Raw genomic sequence first — 15,032 nt, 5'->3', positions numbered from 1 at the left:
GTTAAGCAGCTTCGTTCGAACGGAATTCACGCGCTCGTCCTATAAGGTAATCGTACCTCTGGGTTTTTGAGCGAGGCGCGTGTGAGTTTCAGGATCGGCAATCTGGCCATCGCCGACGACCGGCGGGAAATGCGCGAGGACGTGCATTACCGGGCGCGCGCGTTCGGCCCCGATGCCCGCCAGCTCACGTTCCTCGTCGTCAACATCTCTCCGCACGGGCTGATGGCACGCTGCGACACGCCGTTCGAAGTTGGGGACCGCCTGCGGGTGGTCCTCCCCTCGGCAGGCCCGGTTGTCGCGGAAGTGCGCTGGTCGCTGGGCGGCCGGCTCGGCGCCCAGTTCGATCCCGCGATCGACCTCGCTGCCTATTACGAGCTGATCGCCGTCATGGTGAAGGGCAAATAGCCTAGCCCGAACGCAGCAGCGCCACCGCGGCATCGCGTTCGAACAGATACAGCGCCGTCCGCGCTGCCTGCCCGCGCGCAGTCTGCAGCCCGCGGTCCTGATCGACCAGCAGCCGTGCGTCGGCATTGGCCGCGACCATCAGCATCTGCATCATCTCGGGCGTTGCCAGCCGGAACTGCGCTTCGCCCGACTGGCGCGTGCCGAGCAGTTCGCCGCCGCCGCGCAATTCGAGATCGCGCTCGGCGATCAGGAACCCGTCATTGGTATCGCGCATCAGCGCCAGCCGGGCACGCGACGTCTCGCTCAGCCCGCCGCCCCGCAGCAGCACGCAATGCGACTTGCCCCCGCCCCGCCCGACGCGCCCGCGCAGCTGGTGAAGCTGGGCCAGCCCGAACCGATCGGCATGCTCGATCACGATGAGCGTCGCATTCGGCACGTCGACGCCGACTTCGATCACCGTGGTCGCCACCAGCACGCCGGTTTCGCCGGCAGCGAAGCGCGCCATCACTGCGTCCTTCTCCGGCCCCTTCATCCGGCCATGGACCAGCCCGACCTTGTCACCGAACCGCAGCTGCAATTCGGCCGCGCGCTGTTCGGCGGCGGCGAGATCGACCTTTTCGCTCTCCTCGACCAGCGGGCATACCCAATAGGCCTGCTTGCCCGAACCGAGATGCCGTCCCAGCCCCTCGATGATCTCGGCGAGCCTATCCTCGGAAATCACGCTGGTGTCGATCGGCTCGCGCCCCGGCGGCATCTCGTCGAGCCGGCTGACGTCCATCTCGCCATGCGTCGCCAGCTGGAGCGTCCGCGGGATCGGCGTCGCCGTCATCACCAGCAGATGCGGCGGCACCTGCGCCTTGGACTGGAGCAGCAGTCGCTCGGCAACGCCGAAGCGGTGCTGTTCATCGACCACGACCAGCCCGAGATCCTTGTAGTTCACACCCTGCTGGAAGATCGCGTGCGTGCCGACCAGAATATCGATCGATCCATCCGCCAAGCCCATCAGCGTCGCCTCGCGCGCCTTGCCCTTGTCGCGCCCGGTAAGGATCGCAACTGTTACGTCCAGGCCGGAAAGCATGCGTGTAAGTGTCTCGAAATGCTGGCGTGCCAGGATTTCGGTCGGTGCCAACATTGCGCCTTGTGCGCCCGCCTCGGCAGCGATCAGCAGCGCCATAGTCGCCACCAGCGTCTTGCCCGATCCGACATCGCCCTGGAGCAGCCGCAGCATCGGCTGAGACTGCGCCATATCGCCTTCGATCTCGCGGATCGTGCGCGATTGCGCGCCGGTCGGGGCGTAAGGCAGCTTCAGTGCGTCGCGCAGCCGCCCGTCACTCGCCAGCGGCCGTCCGCGCTTGGCGCGAGCCTCGCCGCGCACCAGCATCAGCGCGAGCTGGTTGGCAAAGATCTCGTCATAGGCGAGCCGCTCGCGCGCCTTGGCGTCGGCCGGATCGGCATGGATTGCGGCCAGGGCCGCGCGCCAGCCCGGCCAGCCTTTCTGCGCCTTGAGACTCGCCTCGATCCATTCTGGCAGATCGGGCGAGCGTTCGAGCGCCTGCACCGCCAGCGCGGCGATCCGCTTCGACGTGATGCCTTCCGAACACGGGTATACTGCCTCGCGCCCGACCAACTCGGCTTCCTCCGGCGGCAGCACGAGGTCCGGATGGACGATCTGCAGCTCCTGCCCATAGGTTTCGAGCTTGCCCGAGACGAAGCGCGGCTCGTTGAGCGGCAGCAGCTTCTTCGCCCAGCCCGAATTGCCGCCAAAGAACACCAGGGTGACGTAATTCCCCTTGGCATCCACCGCCTGCACCCGCGCCGGCGACCGCGCGCTGCCGCCGAAGCGATAGCTGACTGCGGTGAGTGTAATCGCGATGATCCGCCCGGCATCGGCAGCGTCAAGCTCGTCGCGCGGCACGCGATCGATGAACCCGGTCGGCAAATGGAACGCCACGTCCACTGCGCGCGCGAGCCCGAGCCGCTCCAGCGGCTTGGCGAGCCCGGGGCCGATGCCCTTCAGCGCGGTTACCTCCGCGAACAGTGGATTGAGAATATCGGGCCGCATGACTATCTCCGCCCCTACACCGAAGCCGACGATCGCTCAAAGCGCCGCCGGCCGATTTGCGTTGGAGATCCTGTGGACCGCGAACATCGCCTCAAGCGCCTGCGCTTCCGTGCCTGGCACCGCGGCGTCAAGGAGGCCGACCTGCTGATCGGCGGCTTTTTCGACGCGCATGCCCAAGGCTGGAACGACGCGGAGATCGAGCTGTTCGAGGAAATCCTCGAGGAGCAGGATGTCGATATCATGGCATGGGCGATGGGAACCGCCGCGGTTCCCGTGCGCTACGAGGGCACGATAATGAGCGCCCTCAAGACACTGAACTACGTACCTATTTCCCGCTGATCGAAGCCCGGATGCCTGACCTCAAAAAGATTCTCTCCGCCACCCGCCCACTGACCCTCGCGGGTGCCCCGACAGGCTTTCTGCCGTGGATGCTCGCCGATCTCGCCCGCGCCGGCGGAATGGCGGTGTTCGTCGCCCCCGACGAGGCGGCGATGCGCGCAATTGCATCCACCGCGCCCTATTTCGCGCCCGAGCTCGACATCCTCAGCTACCCGGCCTGGGATTGCCTTCCCTATGACCGCGCCAGCCCGACGCTTCGCGCGATGTCCGAGCGCCTCGCCACGCTTCACGCTCTTCAGACAAAATCTGAAAAGCCGCGGCTATTGATCACTACGGTCAACGCCGCCACCCAGCGTACGCTTACGCCTTTCCGCATCCGCCAGCTCGTCGCGCGGCTCGCGCCGGGCGAGCGGATCGGCCTCGACAAGCTCGCGACCCTGCTTCAGGCGAACGGCTATGTCCGCGTCGATACCGTGAATGACGCAGGCGAGTTCGCAGTACGCGGCGGCCTCGTCGATCTCTTCCCGAGCGGTGCCGAACAGGCCCTCCGCCTCGACTTTTTCGGCGACGAAATCGAATCGGTCCGCACCTTCGATCCGCAGGACCAGCGCACCACCGGCCGCGTCGACGGCTTCGTCCTCCTTCCCGCCTCCGAAGCGCTGCTCGACGAAGAATCGATCAAGCGCTTCCGCAGCCGCTATCGCGAGAAGTTCGGCGCCAATGCGACCAGCGATCCGCTCTATCAGGCGATCAGCGACGGCCGCCGCCTCGCTGGCATGGAGCATTGGCTGCCGCTGTTCGAAGAGAAGCTCCAGACCCTGTTCGATCACTTGCCCGACGCGGCGGTGATCGTCCGCGATACCGCCACCGCAGGCGCCGGCGAGCAGCGCTTCGAGGCGATCGCCGATTACCAGCAGAACCGCGTCCGCGCCGAAAGCTCGGCGCCGGGCAGCTATCGCCCGCTCGCCACCGACACGCTGTACCTGACGCCCGACGAATGGGCCCAGGCAATCGATCACGGCCCGGTTCACACCGCCACGCCGTTTCACGAGCCCGAATCGGCCACCGTGCTCGACTTCGACGTCGATGGTCCGCGCGACTTCGCCCCCGAGCGGGCCGCGGGCACGAATGTCTACGAAGCCGTCGTCACACATCTCGGCAAGGTACGGAAAGACGGCAGGAAACCAATCCTCGCCAGCTATTCGAACGGCGCCCGCGAGCGCCTTTCGGGCCTGCTCGGCGATCACGGCCTCAAGGGCGCCCGCAATGCCGAGACCTGGCAGGAAGCGCTCGGCGCGGCCGACAAGGGCATCGCGCTCATCGTGCTGCCGCTCGACCATGGCTTCACTGCACCCGATGTCGCGGTGCTCACCGAGCAGGACATGCTCGGCGACCGCCTTATCCGGCGCTCCAAGCGGCGCAAGAACACCGACGCCTTCCTCCAGGAACTCGCCACGCTCTCGCCGGGCGACCTCGTCGTCCATATCGAGCACGGCATCGGCCGCTATGACGGGCTGACTCAGATCCCGGTGCAAAAGGCGCCGCACGATTGCGTCGCCCTCTCCTATGCCGGCGGGGACAAGCTCTACGTCCCCGTCGAAAATCTCGAAGTCCTCAGCCGCTACGGCGCCGGCGAGGAAGGCGCCACGCTCGATCGGCTCGGCGGCGAGGCATGGCAACGCCGCAAGTCGAAGATGAAGGAGCGGATCCAGGAGATCGCAGGCGAGCTCATCGCCACCGCGGCCAAGCGCGCCACACGCCCCGCCGAAGTCGCCGAGCCCGATCATGGCGGCTATCCCGCCTTCGTCGATCGCTTCCCGTACGAAGAGACCGACGATCAGGACCGCGCAATCAACGACGTGCTCGGCGATCTCGCCGCGGGCCGCCCGATGGACCGCCTGATCGTCGGCGATGTCGGCTTCGGCAAGACCGAAGTCGCACTGCGCGCCGCCTTCGTCGCGGCAATGGCGGGGATGCAGGTCGCCGTGGTCTGCCCGACCACCCTTCTCGCCCGCCAGCACCACCGCAACTTCGTCGAGCGCTTCCAGGGTTTCCCGATCGAAGTCGGCCGCCTGTCGCGCCTGGTCCCCGCCGCCGAAGCCAAGGCAGTCAAGGAAGGGCTGGCCGAGGGCAAGATCGACGTGGTGATCGGCACCCATGCGATCCTGTCCAAGTCGATAGACTTCAAGCGACTCGGCCTCGTCATCGTCGACGAGGAACAGCGCTTCGGCGTCACCCATAAGGAACGTCTCAAGGCGATGAAGGCGGACGTCCACGTCCTCACCCTCACTGCCACCCCGATCCCGCGCACGCTCCAGATGGCGATGAGCGGCTTGCGCGAGCTTTCGGTGATCCAGACCCCGCCGGTCGATCGCCTCGCGGTGCGCACCTATGTCATGCCGTGGGACCCGGTCGTCCTGCGCGAGGCGCTGCTGCGCGAACATTATCGCGGCGGCCAGGCCTATTTCGTCACACCGCGCATCTCGGACCTGCCCGATATCGAGAAGTTCCTGCGTGAGGACGTGCCGGAGATCACCTATGTCGTCGCCCATGGCCAGATGGCGCCGACCGAAGTCGAGGAGCGGATGTCCGCATTCTACGATCGCCGCTACGACCTGCTCGTCTCGACTACGATCATCGAGAGCGGCCTCGACATCCCCAGCGCCAATACGCTGATCGTCAACCGCGCCGACAAGTTCGGCCTCGCCCAGCTTTACCAGATTCGCGGACGCGTCGGCCGCGCCAAGACCCGCGCCTATGCCTATATGACCACCCCGCCCGAGCGGCAGATGACCGAAGCTGCAGCCAAGCGCCTCAAGGTGCTCTCCGATCTCGAATCGCTCGGCGCGGGCTTCCAGCTCGCCAGCCACGATCTCGACATCCGCGGCGCCGGCAACCTTCTTGGCGACGAACAGTCCGGGCACATCAAGGAAGTCGGCTACGAACTCTACCAGTCGATGCTGGAAGAGGCGATCATGGACGCCAAGGCAGGCGGCCCGCGCGACGACATCCGCCCCAAGGACCTGTCGCCGTCGATCACCGTCGACGCGCCGATCATGATCCCCGAAGACTATGTCCCCGATCTCGACTTGCGCATGGGACTCTATCGCCGCCTCAACGATGTCGAGGATACCCGCGGGATCGAGGAATTCGCTGCGGAGCTGATCGATCGCTTCGGCAAGCTCCCCGAGCCGACCGACAATCTGCTCCGTCTGATCGAAGCCAAGCTCAACGCCAAAAAGGCCTGCATCTCCAAGATCGATGTCGGCCCCAAGGGCGCGCTCGTCACGTTCCACGAAGACAAGTTCCCCAATGTCCCGGGCCTGCTCGCCTATGTCGACAAGCTGGGCGAGACCGCCCGGCTGCGCCCCGACATGAAGCTGGTCATCAACCGCGCCTGGGCCAACCCGCAGGCGCGGCTGCACGGCGCGCTGCAATTGTCGCGCGGGCTGGCCAAGGCGGCGGGATAATAAACGCGGGCCGCACCCTGCGGCATGGTGAAAAATCTCCTAAAATGGCCCTATCGGCGGGCCGAGCCCGTCTCGCCCGCCCCATTTTTTCAGGAGCCATTCTTGTCCGACGATCTTCGCTCGCGTCTCGAATTCATGGAGATGGATTCGGCCCAGCGCGAAACGCTGCGGGCGACGCGCCCGGCCGTTCGCGCCGTCATCGGCAAGGCGCTCGACCGTTTCTATGCCCGCGCACAGCGGACCCCGGAGACCGCCCGCTTCTTCAGCGACACAGCGCACATGGCCAAGGCCAAGGCCGCGCAGGAAAAGCATTGGGACCATATCGCCAGCGGCGACTTCGACAGCGTCTATTTCGAGAGCACGCGCCGCATCGGCTCGACCCACGCGCGCATCGGCCTCGAGCCGCGCTGGTATGTCGGCAGCTATGCGATCGTCGTCGAGGAGCTGGTCCGCGGCGTCGCGAAGCGCACCTCGCTGTGGAAGCGCATCGTCGCCCTGCTCCGCCCCGATGCCGCGCACGACACCACCATTGCGCTGGCCAAGGCTGCGTTGCTCGACATGGAGCTGTCGCTTTCGGTCTATTTCGAAGAAGCCCAGGCGTCGCGCAACGCCGCGGTCGCGCAGTTCGAGCGCGTGCTGGCGTCGCTCGCCGATGGCGACCTCACTCAGGAGCTGACGGCGATGCCCGCCAGCTTTGCCGCGCTCGAGCGTAGCTATAATGGCTCGCTCGCCAAGATCCGCACGATGATCGCCCAGGTCGCCGAAGGCGCCGGGCGGATCGACGCCGGCGTCGGCGAAATCGCAGTCGCCTCCGAAGACCTCGCACGCCGCACCGAAGGCAATGCCGCCAGCCTCGAACAGACTTCCGCCGCGATCACGCAGATGGATGGCCGCCTCAAGACCAGCGCCGATGCCGCGCGCTCGACCGTGACTCGCGCCGATCAGGCGATCGCCACCGTCGCCGGCGGTCGCGGCATCGCCGACGAAGCGGTCCAGGCGATGACTCGCGTGAACGAGAGCGCCAAGGGCATCGACAGCGTGATCGAAGGGCTCGACAAGATCGCCTTCCAGACGCGGGTTCTCGCGATGAACGCGGCGGTCGAGGCCGGTCGCGCCGGCGAAGCGGGCCGCGGCTTCGCGGTCGTCGCCGACCTCGTCTCGGCGCTCGCAATGCGCGCAGAGGAAGAGGCCGGGCGCGCCCGTGACCAGCTCACCGCCACCCAGACCGACATCGTCGCAGCGGTGGAGATGGTCCAGAAGGTTGATGGCGCACTCGCCAACATCTCGGAAGACGTCAGCCAGGTGCACGCGCTGCTCGGCAACATGGCGGCCGACAATAGCGCCCAGGCAATTGCAATCGGCGAAATCTCGTCGGCGGTGGGCACGATGGACCGCACGACGCAGCAGAACGCGGCGATGGTCGAAGAGACGTCCGCAGCGGCGCGCAACCTCACACACGAGGTCGGCACGCTCTCCAATCTCACCAGCGCCTTCAAGGTCGATCAGGCCGCCAGGCGCGGCCATCTGGTCGCTGGCGCGATCAAGCCGCTCCCGGTCGCCGCCGTCTCGGCGCTCGTCCGACCGCACTGAGTCCGCGTGGGGAGGTGCGACTGTCGGCCGAGCCTCCCACCGTCCATGCTGAGCCTGTCGAAGCACCGCGCGCCAGAACCGCCCGGTGGCCGAGGGGCGCCTGGCAGCGGCCTGACGAACCGCTTGAATATAGGATTTAGTCTGCTGCGGTCGCTCGGGCATTTGGCCCTAGTTCTTTGACAGCGTCGATCGCGGCCGGAACGCAAACCGCGCTGACTGACCTTTTGAGATTTTCCGCATGGCCACGCCGCCGCTGAAACATGCGCTACAGTGTGACCCTGGTGTGACCTTAGCTTTCGCTAAGCGCCCGCTGCGCTAGCCCTTGCCTCCACCGGCCAGGGCTTGCGATCAGGTCCGAACCAGATCCTCAGACCCGCCTGCCAATCACGATCTCGACGTCTTCCTCGGCTTCCAGTGCCTCGGCGTCGAACTTCTCGCGCGTCATATCGAATGCGCCGGTGAGCCCCTCGACGATCCAGCCGCCCATCACCAGCGTGCCGTCGGCATCGACGTGCCCATTATAGTCGACGCTGTGGATCCAGCCACCGCTCCCGTCATACTGTTTGGTGAAGTGCAGGCTCGCGCCATCGCGCTGTCCGCGCACCGTCGCACGGCGAACGCTCCCGCTATCCTCGTCGGGCTCGCTGATCGTACCGGTAACCGCACCATGAAGCTCCTCCAGCAGCGCGATGAAGCCGTTGTCCTCATAGCCGTGATCGGCCGCATAGCGCCCGTACCAGACGCCGCTGACGTCCTGTGGATCGCTCATCCCTGCACCAGATTGGCAAGCGCGGGCACGTCGAGCGGTTCGGCGCACAGATAGCCCTGGAAATACTGGCAGCCCTCCTTGGCGAGCAAGTCGAGCTGCGCGTCGGTCTCGACGCCCTCGGCGACGACGGCGAGCCCGAGCGAGCGCGCCATGTCGATGACGCCGCGCACCACCACTCGGTCGCGATGCGCCCCGGTGATGTCCTGGCTCAGCCGCTTGTCGATCTTGAGATAGTCGAGCGGCAGCGCCTTCAGATAGGCGAGGCTCGAATAGCCGGTGCCGAAATCGTCGATCGCCACGCGGCAGCCCGCAGCGCGCAGCTGCGAAAGCAGTCGCGCCGCGTCGGTCAGGTCGGCCATGATACCGCTCTCGGTGATCTCGACGGTCAGCCGAGACCGCGGGAATCCGCTCGCATCGACGCGCCCGAGCAGGCTGTCGGCGAACCCGGCACGTGCGACATCGCTCGCGGTGACGTTGATCGACAGCCGCAGCCGCCCCAGCTTCGAGGGCCATTGCGCCGCGCCGGTGAGCGCACGCCGCTGGACATGATCGCTGAGCTGCGCATCGAGACCCGCGCGCTGCGCCGCGAGGAACAGCGTCTCGGCACCGATCTCGCCCAGTTGCGGATGATGCCACCGCGCCAGCGCCTCGACGCCGACGATCTGCCCCGATGCGATCGCCACCTGGGGCTGGAAGCGGACGCCGATCTCGCTGCGCTCCAGCGCGCGGTGCAGATCGTTGGCGAGTTCCTCGATCGGCGGTGCGTTGGGCTCAGCCGGCACGGCATCGCCCAACAGGGCTTCGCTCGCGCGGCGCAACAGGCTTGCCGCCGCATCGCCGGGAACGCTGGTCGCACTCGCCATCCGCGCGCCGAGATGCGCGATCTCCCCGCCCGCGATGAACGGCCGGCTGAGCGCCTCTTCGAGCCGCGCCTCGGCCTCGCCAAGCCGCGCCGCGTCCGAATCCTTGCTCGCGACGAGGAACTCCGATCCGCCGATCCGCGCGACGATCGCCTCGCGCCCCAGCGTTTCGCGCGCCACTTCCGCCACGCGCCGCGAGACGCCACGGAGCAGTTCGTCGCCGGCGGCGCGGCCATAGGCGGTGTTGACTGTCTCGAACCGGCTGAGTCCGATCAGGATCGCGCCGACGCCCTGCCCTTCGGCCAACTCGCGATCGATCCAGCGCCGCGCACTCGTCGCGTCGCGCGCGCCTGTAAGCGCATCGCGCACTGCCACGCTCGCATCCGGCGCGATGCCCAGCGCCTCGACCAGCGCGTGCAGCGAGCCGGTAGCCGAATCAAACTGGAGGTGCTGCACCACGCGCCCCACGCCGGCCAGGTCATGCGCGAAAGCAGTCGAGCCGTGCGTCCCGTCGAGCCGCTTGAGCGCGGACTTGACCAGCCGCCGGTCCTCGGGCTCCAGTCGGCGCATCACCGACAGCAATCCCGGCGCCTCGCTGAGCCCCAGCAGGTTCGCCAGCCCCGGAGTGAGCTGAAGCGAGCGCATCTCGGGATCGACTCGCCAGCCCAGCGGCTCGGACGCGCCGCTGCCCTGCCCGCTCGACCGCGCTAGCCGCTCGACATGGCGCTGGGCGAAGCGAATCGCATGCGCCATTGCCGCCGACGACATCGGGCTGCCGAGGAAATGGGTGGCGCCGGCATCGTAGAAATAGCGCATGTGGACCGTGTCGCTCTGCGAGACGAGGATCAGCATCGCCCCGCCATGCGCCGCGATCACCCGGCCCAGCGCCTTGGTGGCGTCGAGCCCCTCGCTCATCGCGCCGCGCGCATCGATCACTGCGACATTGGCGCCGCTAGCCAGAAAGCGTTGCTCGAGCCCGTCGGGACGCCGCGCCGCGACGACGCGCCACCCCCCGCCGGCAGCCGCCGCCGCTACCTCATCGCGCTGACGGAAGGAGAGCACGAACACCGGAGTCTCGGCGGTGGCAGTGGGGTCGGCGATCGCGAAATTGTCATCCATTGCGCCCTCGATAGCCGGAAGCGTCGCGCGCCGCCATCGCAAGGGTTGTTTGGCCGCGCACAAGGCCTTACCCCGGCATCATGGCCAGCGTCCCCGTCCAGAACGCCGACAAACTGGTGGACCGCCACGGGCGCGCGATCACCTATTTGCGTATCTCGGTCACCGATCGCTGCGACCTGCGCTGCCGCTATTGCATGTCCGAGGCGATGACCTTCCTGCCGCGCGAGGCGCTGCTGAGCCTCGAGGAGATCGCGCTGATCGCCGAGCGCTTCATCGCGCGCGGGGTGCGCAAGATCCGGCTGACCGGCGGCGAGCCCCTGGTCCGCCGCGACATGATCGAGCTCGCCTGGCGGCTCGGCCGGCAAGTCGGCGCCGGGCTCGACGAATTGACCCTCACCACCAATGGCACGCGCCTCGCCCAGCATGCCGAGGAACTGTTCGCGTCAGGCATGCGCCGGATCAATGTCAGCCTCGACAGCCGTGATCCTGCGCTGTTCCGCCACATCACCCGCCACGGCGACGTGACCAGGGTGCTCGACGGGATCGCCGCGGCGAAGGCGGCGGGACTGCGGATCAAGATCAACATGGTCGCCTTGAAGGGTCTCAACGAACATGAGATTGCGCCCATGCTCGGCTGGGCCGGCGCCGAGGGCCATGACCTTACTTTGATCGAGACGATGCCGCTCGGTGCGATCGACGAGGACCGCGCCGACCGCTTCCTGCCACTGCCAAAGGTGCTCGCCGACTTGCGCGATGCCTTCGATCTCGTCCCCGACGCGCATCAGTCCGGCGGCCCGGCACGCTATTGGCGGCTCGCGGGCACCGAGACGAGGCTAGGCCTGATCTCGCCGCTCACCGGCAATTTCTGCGCGACGTGCAACCGCGTCCGCCTGTCGACCGACGGCAAGCTCCACATGTGCCTGGGGCATGAGGATTCGGTCGATCTGCGCGCGGCGATCCGCGGCGGCGGACTCGCGCAAGTCGATGCGCGAATCAGCGACGCACTCGACTTGAAGCCCGAACGCCACGACTTCCGCATCTCGGCCGGCTCGGCCCCTGCGGTCGCGCGCCACATGAGCGTCACCGGCGGATGACCGCCCGCGCGCTGGTCGCCTCGCCCACGCCCCCGGCGCAAGTCGCCGCCGAGGAGCTTCGCCGCGCCTATGACTGGGTGCCGATCGAACAGGCCGAACAGGTCGTCGCGCTCGGCGGCGACGGTTTCATGCTCCAGACGCTCCATGCGATGCTCGAGCGCCGCCGCATCCTGCCGGTGTTCGGGATGAACCTCGGCACGATCGGCTTTCTGATGAACGACTGGCGGCTGGAGGGGCTGGAAGAGCGCCTGACGCGCGCGAAACCCTTTCGCGTGTCGCCGCTCAGCATGACTGCCGTGACGATCGACGGTGAGCAATGCATGCTGCCCGCGATCAACGAAGTCTCCCTGCTCCGCGAAACCCGCCAGACCGCCAAGCTCGAAGTGACTGTCAACGACCGAGTCGTGCTGGAGGAGCTGGTCGCCGACGGCATGCTCGTCGCCACGCCGGCGGGCTCGACGGCGTATAACCTCTCGGCCAACGGTCCGATCCTGCCGCTCGGCTCGGCGCTGATCGCCGTCACGCCGATCAGTCCCTTCCGCCCGCGGCGCTGGCGCGGCGCGATCCTGCCCGAAAAGACCCGCATCGGCATCCGCGTGCTGGAGGCGGACAAGCGCCCGGTCAGTGCCGTTGCCGACCAGCGTGAAATCCGCGAAGTCGCGCAGGTCTATGTCGAGATCGACCATATGCGCGACCTCACATTGCTGTTCGATCCCGAGCACGCGCTCGATGACCGCATAACGATGGAACAATTCATCGCTTGAGCCCCTTGCCATGTCGGAAAACCCGCTGCTATAGGCGCGCCTCCGCAGCGGCTTGGTCGCTTAGAAGACGGTTTTCCCCGGTAGCTCAGCGGTAGAGCGTTCGACTGTTAATCGAATGGTCGCCTGTTCGAATCAGGCCCGGGGAGCCACTTCTGCCGATGCGACAAGCAACGCATATCCTCAGCGTCGACACGAACGGCCAGGGGCTGTTCGAAATCACGCGCGATGTGAACCGGTGGGTCGATGCCCAGGCGATGGACCAGGGCCTGCTTACCTTGTTCTGTCGCCACACCTCGGCGTCGCTGCTGATCCAGGAAAATGCCGCGCCGGAAGTCCGCACCGATCTGCAGGACTGGGTGGCGCGCCTCGCTCCGGAAAATGCCGGCTATGCGCATGACGACGAGGGGCCGGACGACATGCCGGCACATCTGCGCGCGACGCTCACCGGCATCCACCTCTCGATTCCGTTGATCGGCGGCGGGCTGGCGCTGGGTACCTGGCAGGGCATTTATCTTTTCGAGCATCGCCGCCGGCCGCACCGCCGACAGATCGCGCTGCACCTATTCGGCGAGTGACGTCCGCCTGCGGTGCTCGGTGAAGGCGAAATGATCGCGGATGCGGCGGTTGAAGTAGCTCCCCTTCGAGAATGCCTCGCGCATCCCTTCCGCCACCGGCGGCGGGACCTCGTGATAGCTGTACCGCTTGCCGCTGACGAAGGTGACGTCGAGCCGCTGCTCGGCTTCGTCATAGTTCCACGCGCGGATCACGCTCGACGGCATCGTCGCTGAACGCATGACGAGTCGCGGCGTTGCGCTGGCGGGCCGCCCCTGCGATGGTTGTGCGATGACCGATCTCGACGCCTTCATCACGGGCCTGCCCAAGGCCGAGCTGCACCTTCATATCGAGGGCAGCCTCGAGCCCGAGCAGATGTTCGAGTTCGCCCGACGCAACAATGTCGCGATCCCCTTCGCGTCGGTGGAGGCCGTGCGCGCGGCTTATGATTTCTCGAACCTCCAGGACTTTCTCGACATCTATTATGCCGGCGCCGACGTGCTGCGCACCGAAGAGGATTTCCGCGACCTTGCGCTCGCCTATTTCGATCGGGTGGCGGCAGACGGCGTCGTCCATGCCGAGATCTTCTTCGATCCGCAGACCCACACGCATCGCGGCATCCCGTTCGGCGTCGTCGCCAACGGCCTGCTCGCCGGCATGGCAGAGGCCGAGGCGCGCCACGGCATCACTTCCAAGCTGATCCTGTGCTTCCTGCGCCATCTCGACGAGGAAGATGCGTTCAAGACGCTGAGCCAGGCCCAGCCCTGGATCGACCGCATCGCCGCCGTGGGGCTGGACTCATCCGAACTCGGCCATCCGCCGTCCAAGTTCGAGCGCGTCTTCGCCGCCGCCGCCGCGATGGGCCTCAAGCGAGTCGCGCACGCCGGCGAGGAAGGCCCGCCCGCCTATGTTCACGAGGCGCTGGACGTGCTCCAGATCGATCGGCTCGACCATGGCAATCGCAGCCTCGAGGATCCCGGCCTCGTCGCGCGGCTGGCGCGATCCGGAATGACGCTCACGGTCTGTCCGCTTTCCAACGTCAAGCTGTGCAATGTCGCCTCGGTGGACGCCCACCCGATCGACCGCATGCTTCGCCTTGGACTTCGCGCTACGATCAATTCGGACGACCCCGCCTATTTCGGCGGCTATGTCGCCGACAATTACCGCGCGATCGCCCAGGGCCGCCAGCTCGACCGCGATGATCTGGTCACGCTGGCGCGCAACAGCTTTCTCGGCTCGTTCCTGCCCGACGACGTCGTCGCCGAGCATCTCGCCCGCGTCGAAGCGTTTGTCGAGGCGCAGGCGTGACCGAGATCGTCTTCACTGCTTTCAGCCATGAGGACATGGTGGCGGGGGTGCACGCGCTCGCCGAAGCGATGGAAGCCGAGGGCTGGCGTCCGTCGCTGCTCGTCGGCGTAGGCCGCGGCGGACTGGCGCCCAGCGTCTATCTGTCGCACCGTATGGACCTCCAGTTGGTCTCGATCGACCATTCGGCCGGCATCGCGTCCTTCGGTGCCGCGCTGGTCACGATTCTCGCCGAGCGCACGCGCGGCGGCGACCAGTTGCTGTTCGTCGAGGACATCAACGACAGCGGCCGCACGATAGGCGACATCCGCGCCGCGCTGGCCGCACAGGGCGCGGTCGCCGAGAATATCCGCTTCGCCGTCCTGATCGACAATCGCGTTTCGGGCCAGCGCGTCGAATATCGCTATCGCACGATCGACCGTAGCGTCACCAAGGACTGGTTCGTCTTCCCCTGGGAAGCGATGGCGCCGCGCGACAAGCTCGCCGCCGAGGCGATGGAAGTCCCGGAGCGGATCGCCTGAACTCGTTCAGCCTCCGTCAATCGCCGCTGCTGCACGTTTCGCCGCGTATTCGCGCGGGAGCCTTTCTTGTCCCGTGCGCGTTCGGACTCACAACAGGGCATCCCCGCCCCTTGCCGTAACTACCGGAGGAACCATGCTAAATAGCATAACCAGACGCCCGCGCATCCTGGCGCTGGCCGCTG

The 15,032-nt window shown here is 66.9% G+C and carries 13 protein-coding genes and 1 tRNA gene; 10 read left to right on the top strand and 4 right to left on the bottom strand.

Translation table 11 applies throughout. The features are described 5' to 3' along the window. Positions 1-81 precede the first annotated feature (81 nt). Positions 82-405: a PilZ domain-containing protein gene (locus tag BXU08_RS02815; RefSeq protein WP_253190485.1), complete on the top strand. Its 324-nt coding sequence runs from the start codon at positions 82-84 to the stop codon at positions 403-405. 1 nt (position 406) lies between these two features. Here BXU08_RS02815 and recG read toward each other — a convergent pair whose 3' ends face one another. Beyond that, positions 407-2,467 carry an ATP-dependent DNA helicase RecG gene (gene recG, locus BXU08_RS02810; protein ID WP_077508590.1) on the bottom strand — a complete coding sequence of 687 codons (2,061 nt, stop codon included), beginning with the start codon at positions 2,465-2,467 and terminating at the stop codon, positions 407-409. A gap of 72 nt (positions 2,468-2,539) precedes the next feature. Between recG and BXU08_RS02805 the strand changes: the two genes are divergently transcribed. From BXU08_RS02805 to BXU08_RS02795, 3 genes are all read left to right on the top strand, one after another. Further along, the gene (locus tag BXU08_RS02805) at positions 2,540-2,806 is read left to right on the top strand and encodes a succinate dehydrogenase assembly factor 2 (protein WP_077508588.1); all 267 of its coding nucleotides are present in this window, start codon (positions 2,540-2,542) and stop codon (positions 2,804-2,806) included. An 11-nt stretch (positions 2,807-2,817) separates the two neighbouring features. Then, positions 2,818-6,276, top strand: coding sequence for a transcription-repair coupling factor (gene mfd, locus BXU08_RS02800; protein WP_077508586.1), 3,459 nt, complete (start codon positions 2,818-2,820; stop codon positions 6,274-6,276). A gap of 135 nt (positions 6,277-6,411) precedes the next feature. Continuing rightward, positions 6,412-7,866, top strand: a complete 1,455-nt coding sequence (locus BXU08_RS02795) for a globin-coupled sensor protein (protein WP_253190568.1) — start codon at positions 6,412-6,414, stop codon at positions 7,864-7,866. 367 nt (positions 7,867-8,233) lie between these two features. Here BXU08_RS02795 and BXU08_RS02790 read toward each other — a convergent pair whose 3' ends face one another. Both BXU08_RS02790 and BXU08_RS02785 read right to left on the bottom strand, forming a co-directional pair. Beyond that, positions 8,234-8,635, bottom strand: coding sequence for a hypothetical protein (locus tag BXU08_RS02790; protein ID WP_077508582.1), 402 nt, complete (start codon positions 8,633-8,635; stop codon positions 8,234-8,236). Next, the gene (locus BXU08_RS02785) at positions 8,632-10,614 is read right to left on the bottom strand and encodes a bifunctional diguanylate cyclase/phosphodiesterase (RefSeq protein ID WP_077508581.1); all 1,983 of its coding nucleotides are present in this window, start codon (positions 10,612-10,614) and stop codon (positions 8,632-8,634) included. Before BXU08_RS02785 ends, BXU08_RS02790 begins: the two co-directional genes overlap by 4 nt. An 80-nt stretch (positions 10,615-10,694) precedes the next feature. Here BXU08_RS02785 and moaA point away from each other — a divergent pair, with 80 nt between their 5' ends. The 4 genes from moaA to BXU08_RS02765 all read left to right on the top strand — a co-directional run bounded on the left by moaA (position 10,695) and on the right by BXU08_RS02765 (position 13,047). Beyond that, complete coding sequence (moaA, locus tag BXU08_RS02780) at positions 10,695-11,708, top strand: GTP 3',8-cyclase MoaA (protein WP_077508579.1); 1,014 nt, start codon at positions 10,695-10,697, stop codon at positions 11,706-11,708. Continuing rightward, positions 11,705-12,472: an NAD kinase gene (locus BXU08_RS02775; protein ID WP_077508577.1), complete on the top strand. Its 768-nt coding sequence runs from the start codon at positions 11,705-11,707 to the stop codon at positions 12,470-12,472. Before moaA ends, BXU08_RS02775 begins: the two co-directional genes overlap by 4 nt. A 74-nt stretch (positions 12,473-12,546) precedes the next feature. After that, positions 12,547-12,621 (top strand) — tRNA-Asn (locus BXU08_RS02770). 9 nt (positions 12,622-12,630) lie between these two features. Continuing rightward, positions 12,631-13,047 carry a secondary thiamine-phosphate synthase enzyme YjbQ gene (locus BXU08_RS02765; protein ID WP_077508575.1) on the top strand — a complete coding sequence of 139 codons (417 nt, stop codon included), beginning with the start codon at positions 12,631-12,633 and terminating at the stop codon, positions 13,045-13,047. Here the strand turns inward: BXU08_RS02765 and BXU08_RS02760 are convergent. Next, a complete protein-coding gene (locus tag BXU08_RS02760; RefSeq protein ID WP_253190484.1) occupies positions 13,033-13,266 on the bottom strand; it encodes a KTSC domain-containing protein in 234 nt (77 codons plus the stop codon). The two genes, BXU08_RS02765 and BXU08_RS02760, sit on opposite strands and share 15 nt — an antisense overlap. Positions 13,267-13,315: 49 nt before the next feature. Here BXU08_RS02760 and BXU08_RS02755 point away from each other — a divergent pair, with 49 nt between their 5' ends. Both BXU08_RS02755 and BXU08_RS02750 read left to right on the top strand, forming a co-directional pair. After that, entirely contained in the window at positions 13,316-14,332 is a 1,017-nt protein-coding gene (locus BXU08_RS02755) for an adenosine deaminase (RefSeq protein ID WP_077508573.1), read from the top strand. Then, positions 14,329-14,850: a phosphoribosyltransferase gene (locus tag BXU08_RS02750; RefSeq protein ID WP_253190483.1), complete on the top strand. Its 522-nt coding sequence runs from the start codon at positions 14,329-14,331 to the stop codon at positions 14,848-14,850. Before BXU08_RS02755 ends, BXU08_RS02750 begins: the two co-directional genes overlap by 4 nt. The last annotated feature ends 182 nt before the right edge of the window (positions 14,851-15,032 follow it).

Source organism: Sphingomonas sp. LM7, from assembly GCF_002002925.1.
In the GTDB taxonomy this organism is placed as follows: domain Bacteria; phylum Pseudomonadota; class Alphaproteobacteria; order Sphingomonadales; family Sphingomonadaceae; genus Sphingomonas.
Note: the sequence above shows the minus strand (reverse complement) of the source record. Positions and strands in the feature narration are given on the sequence as shown.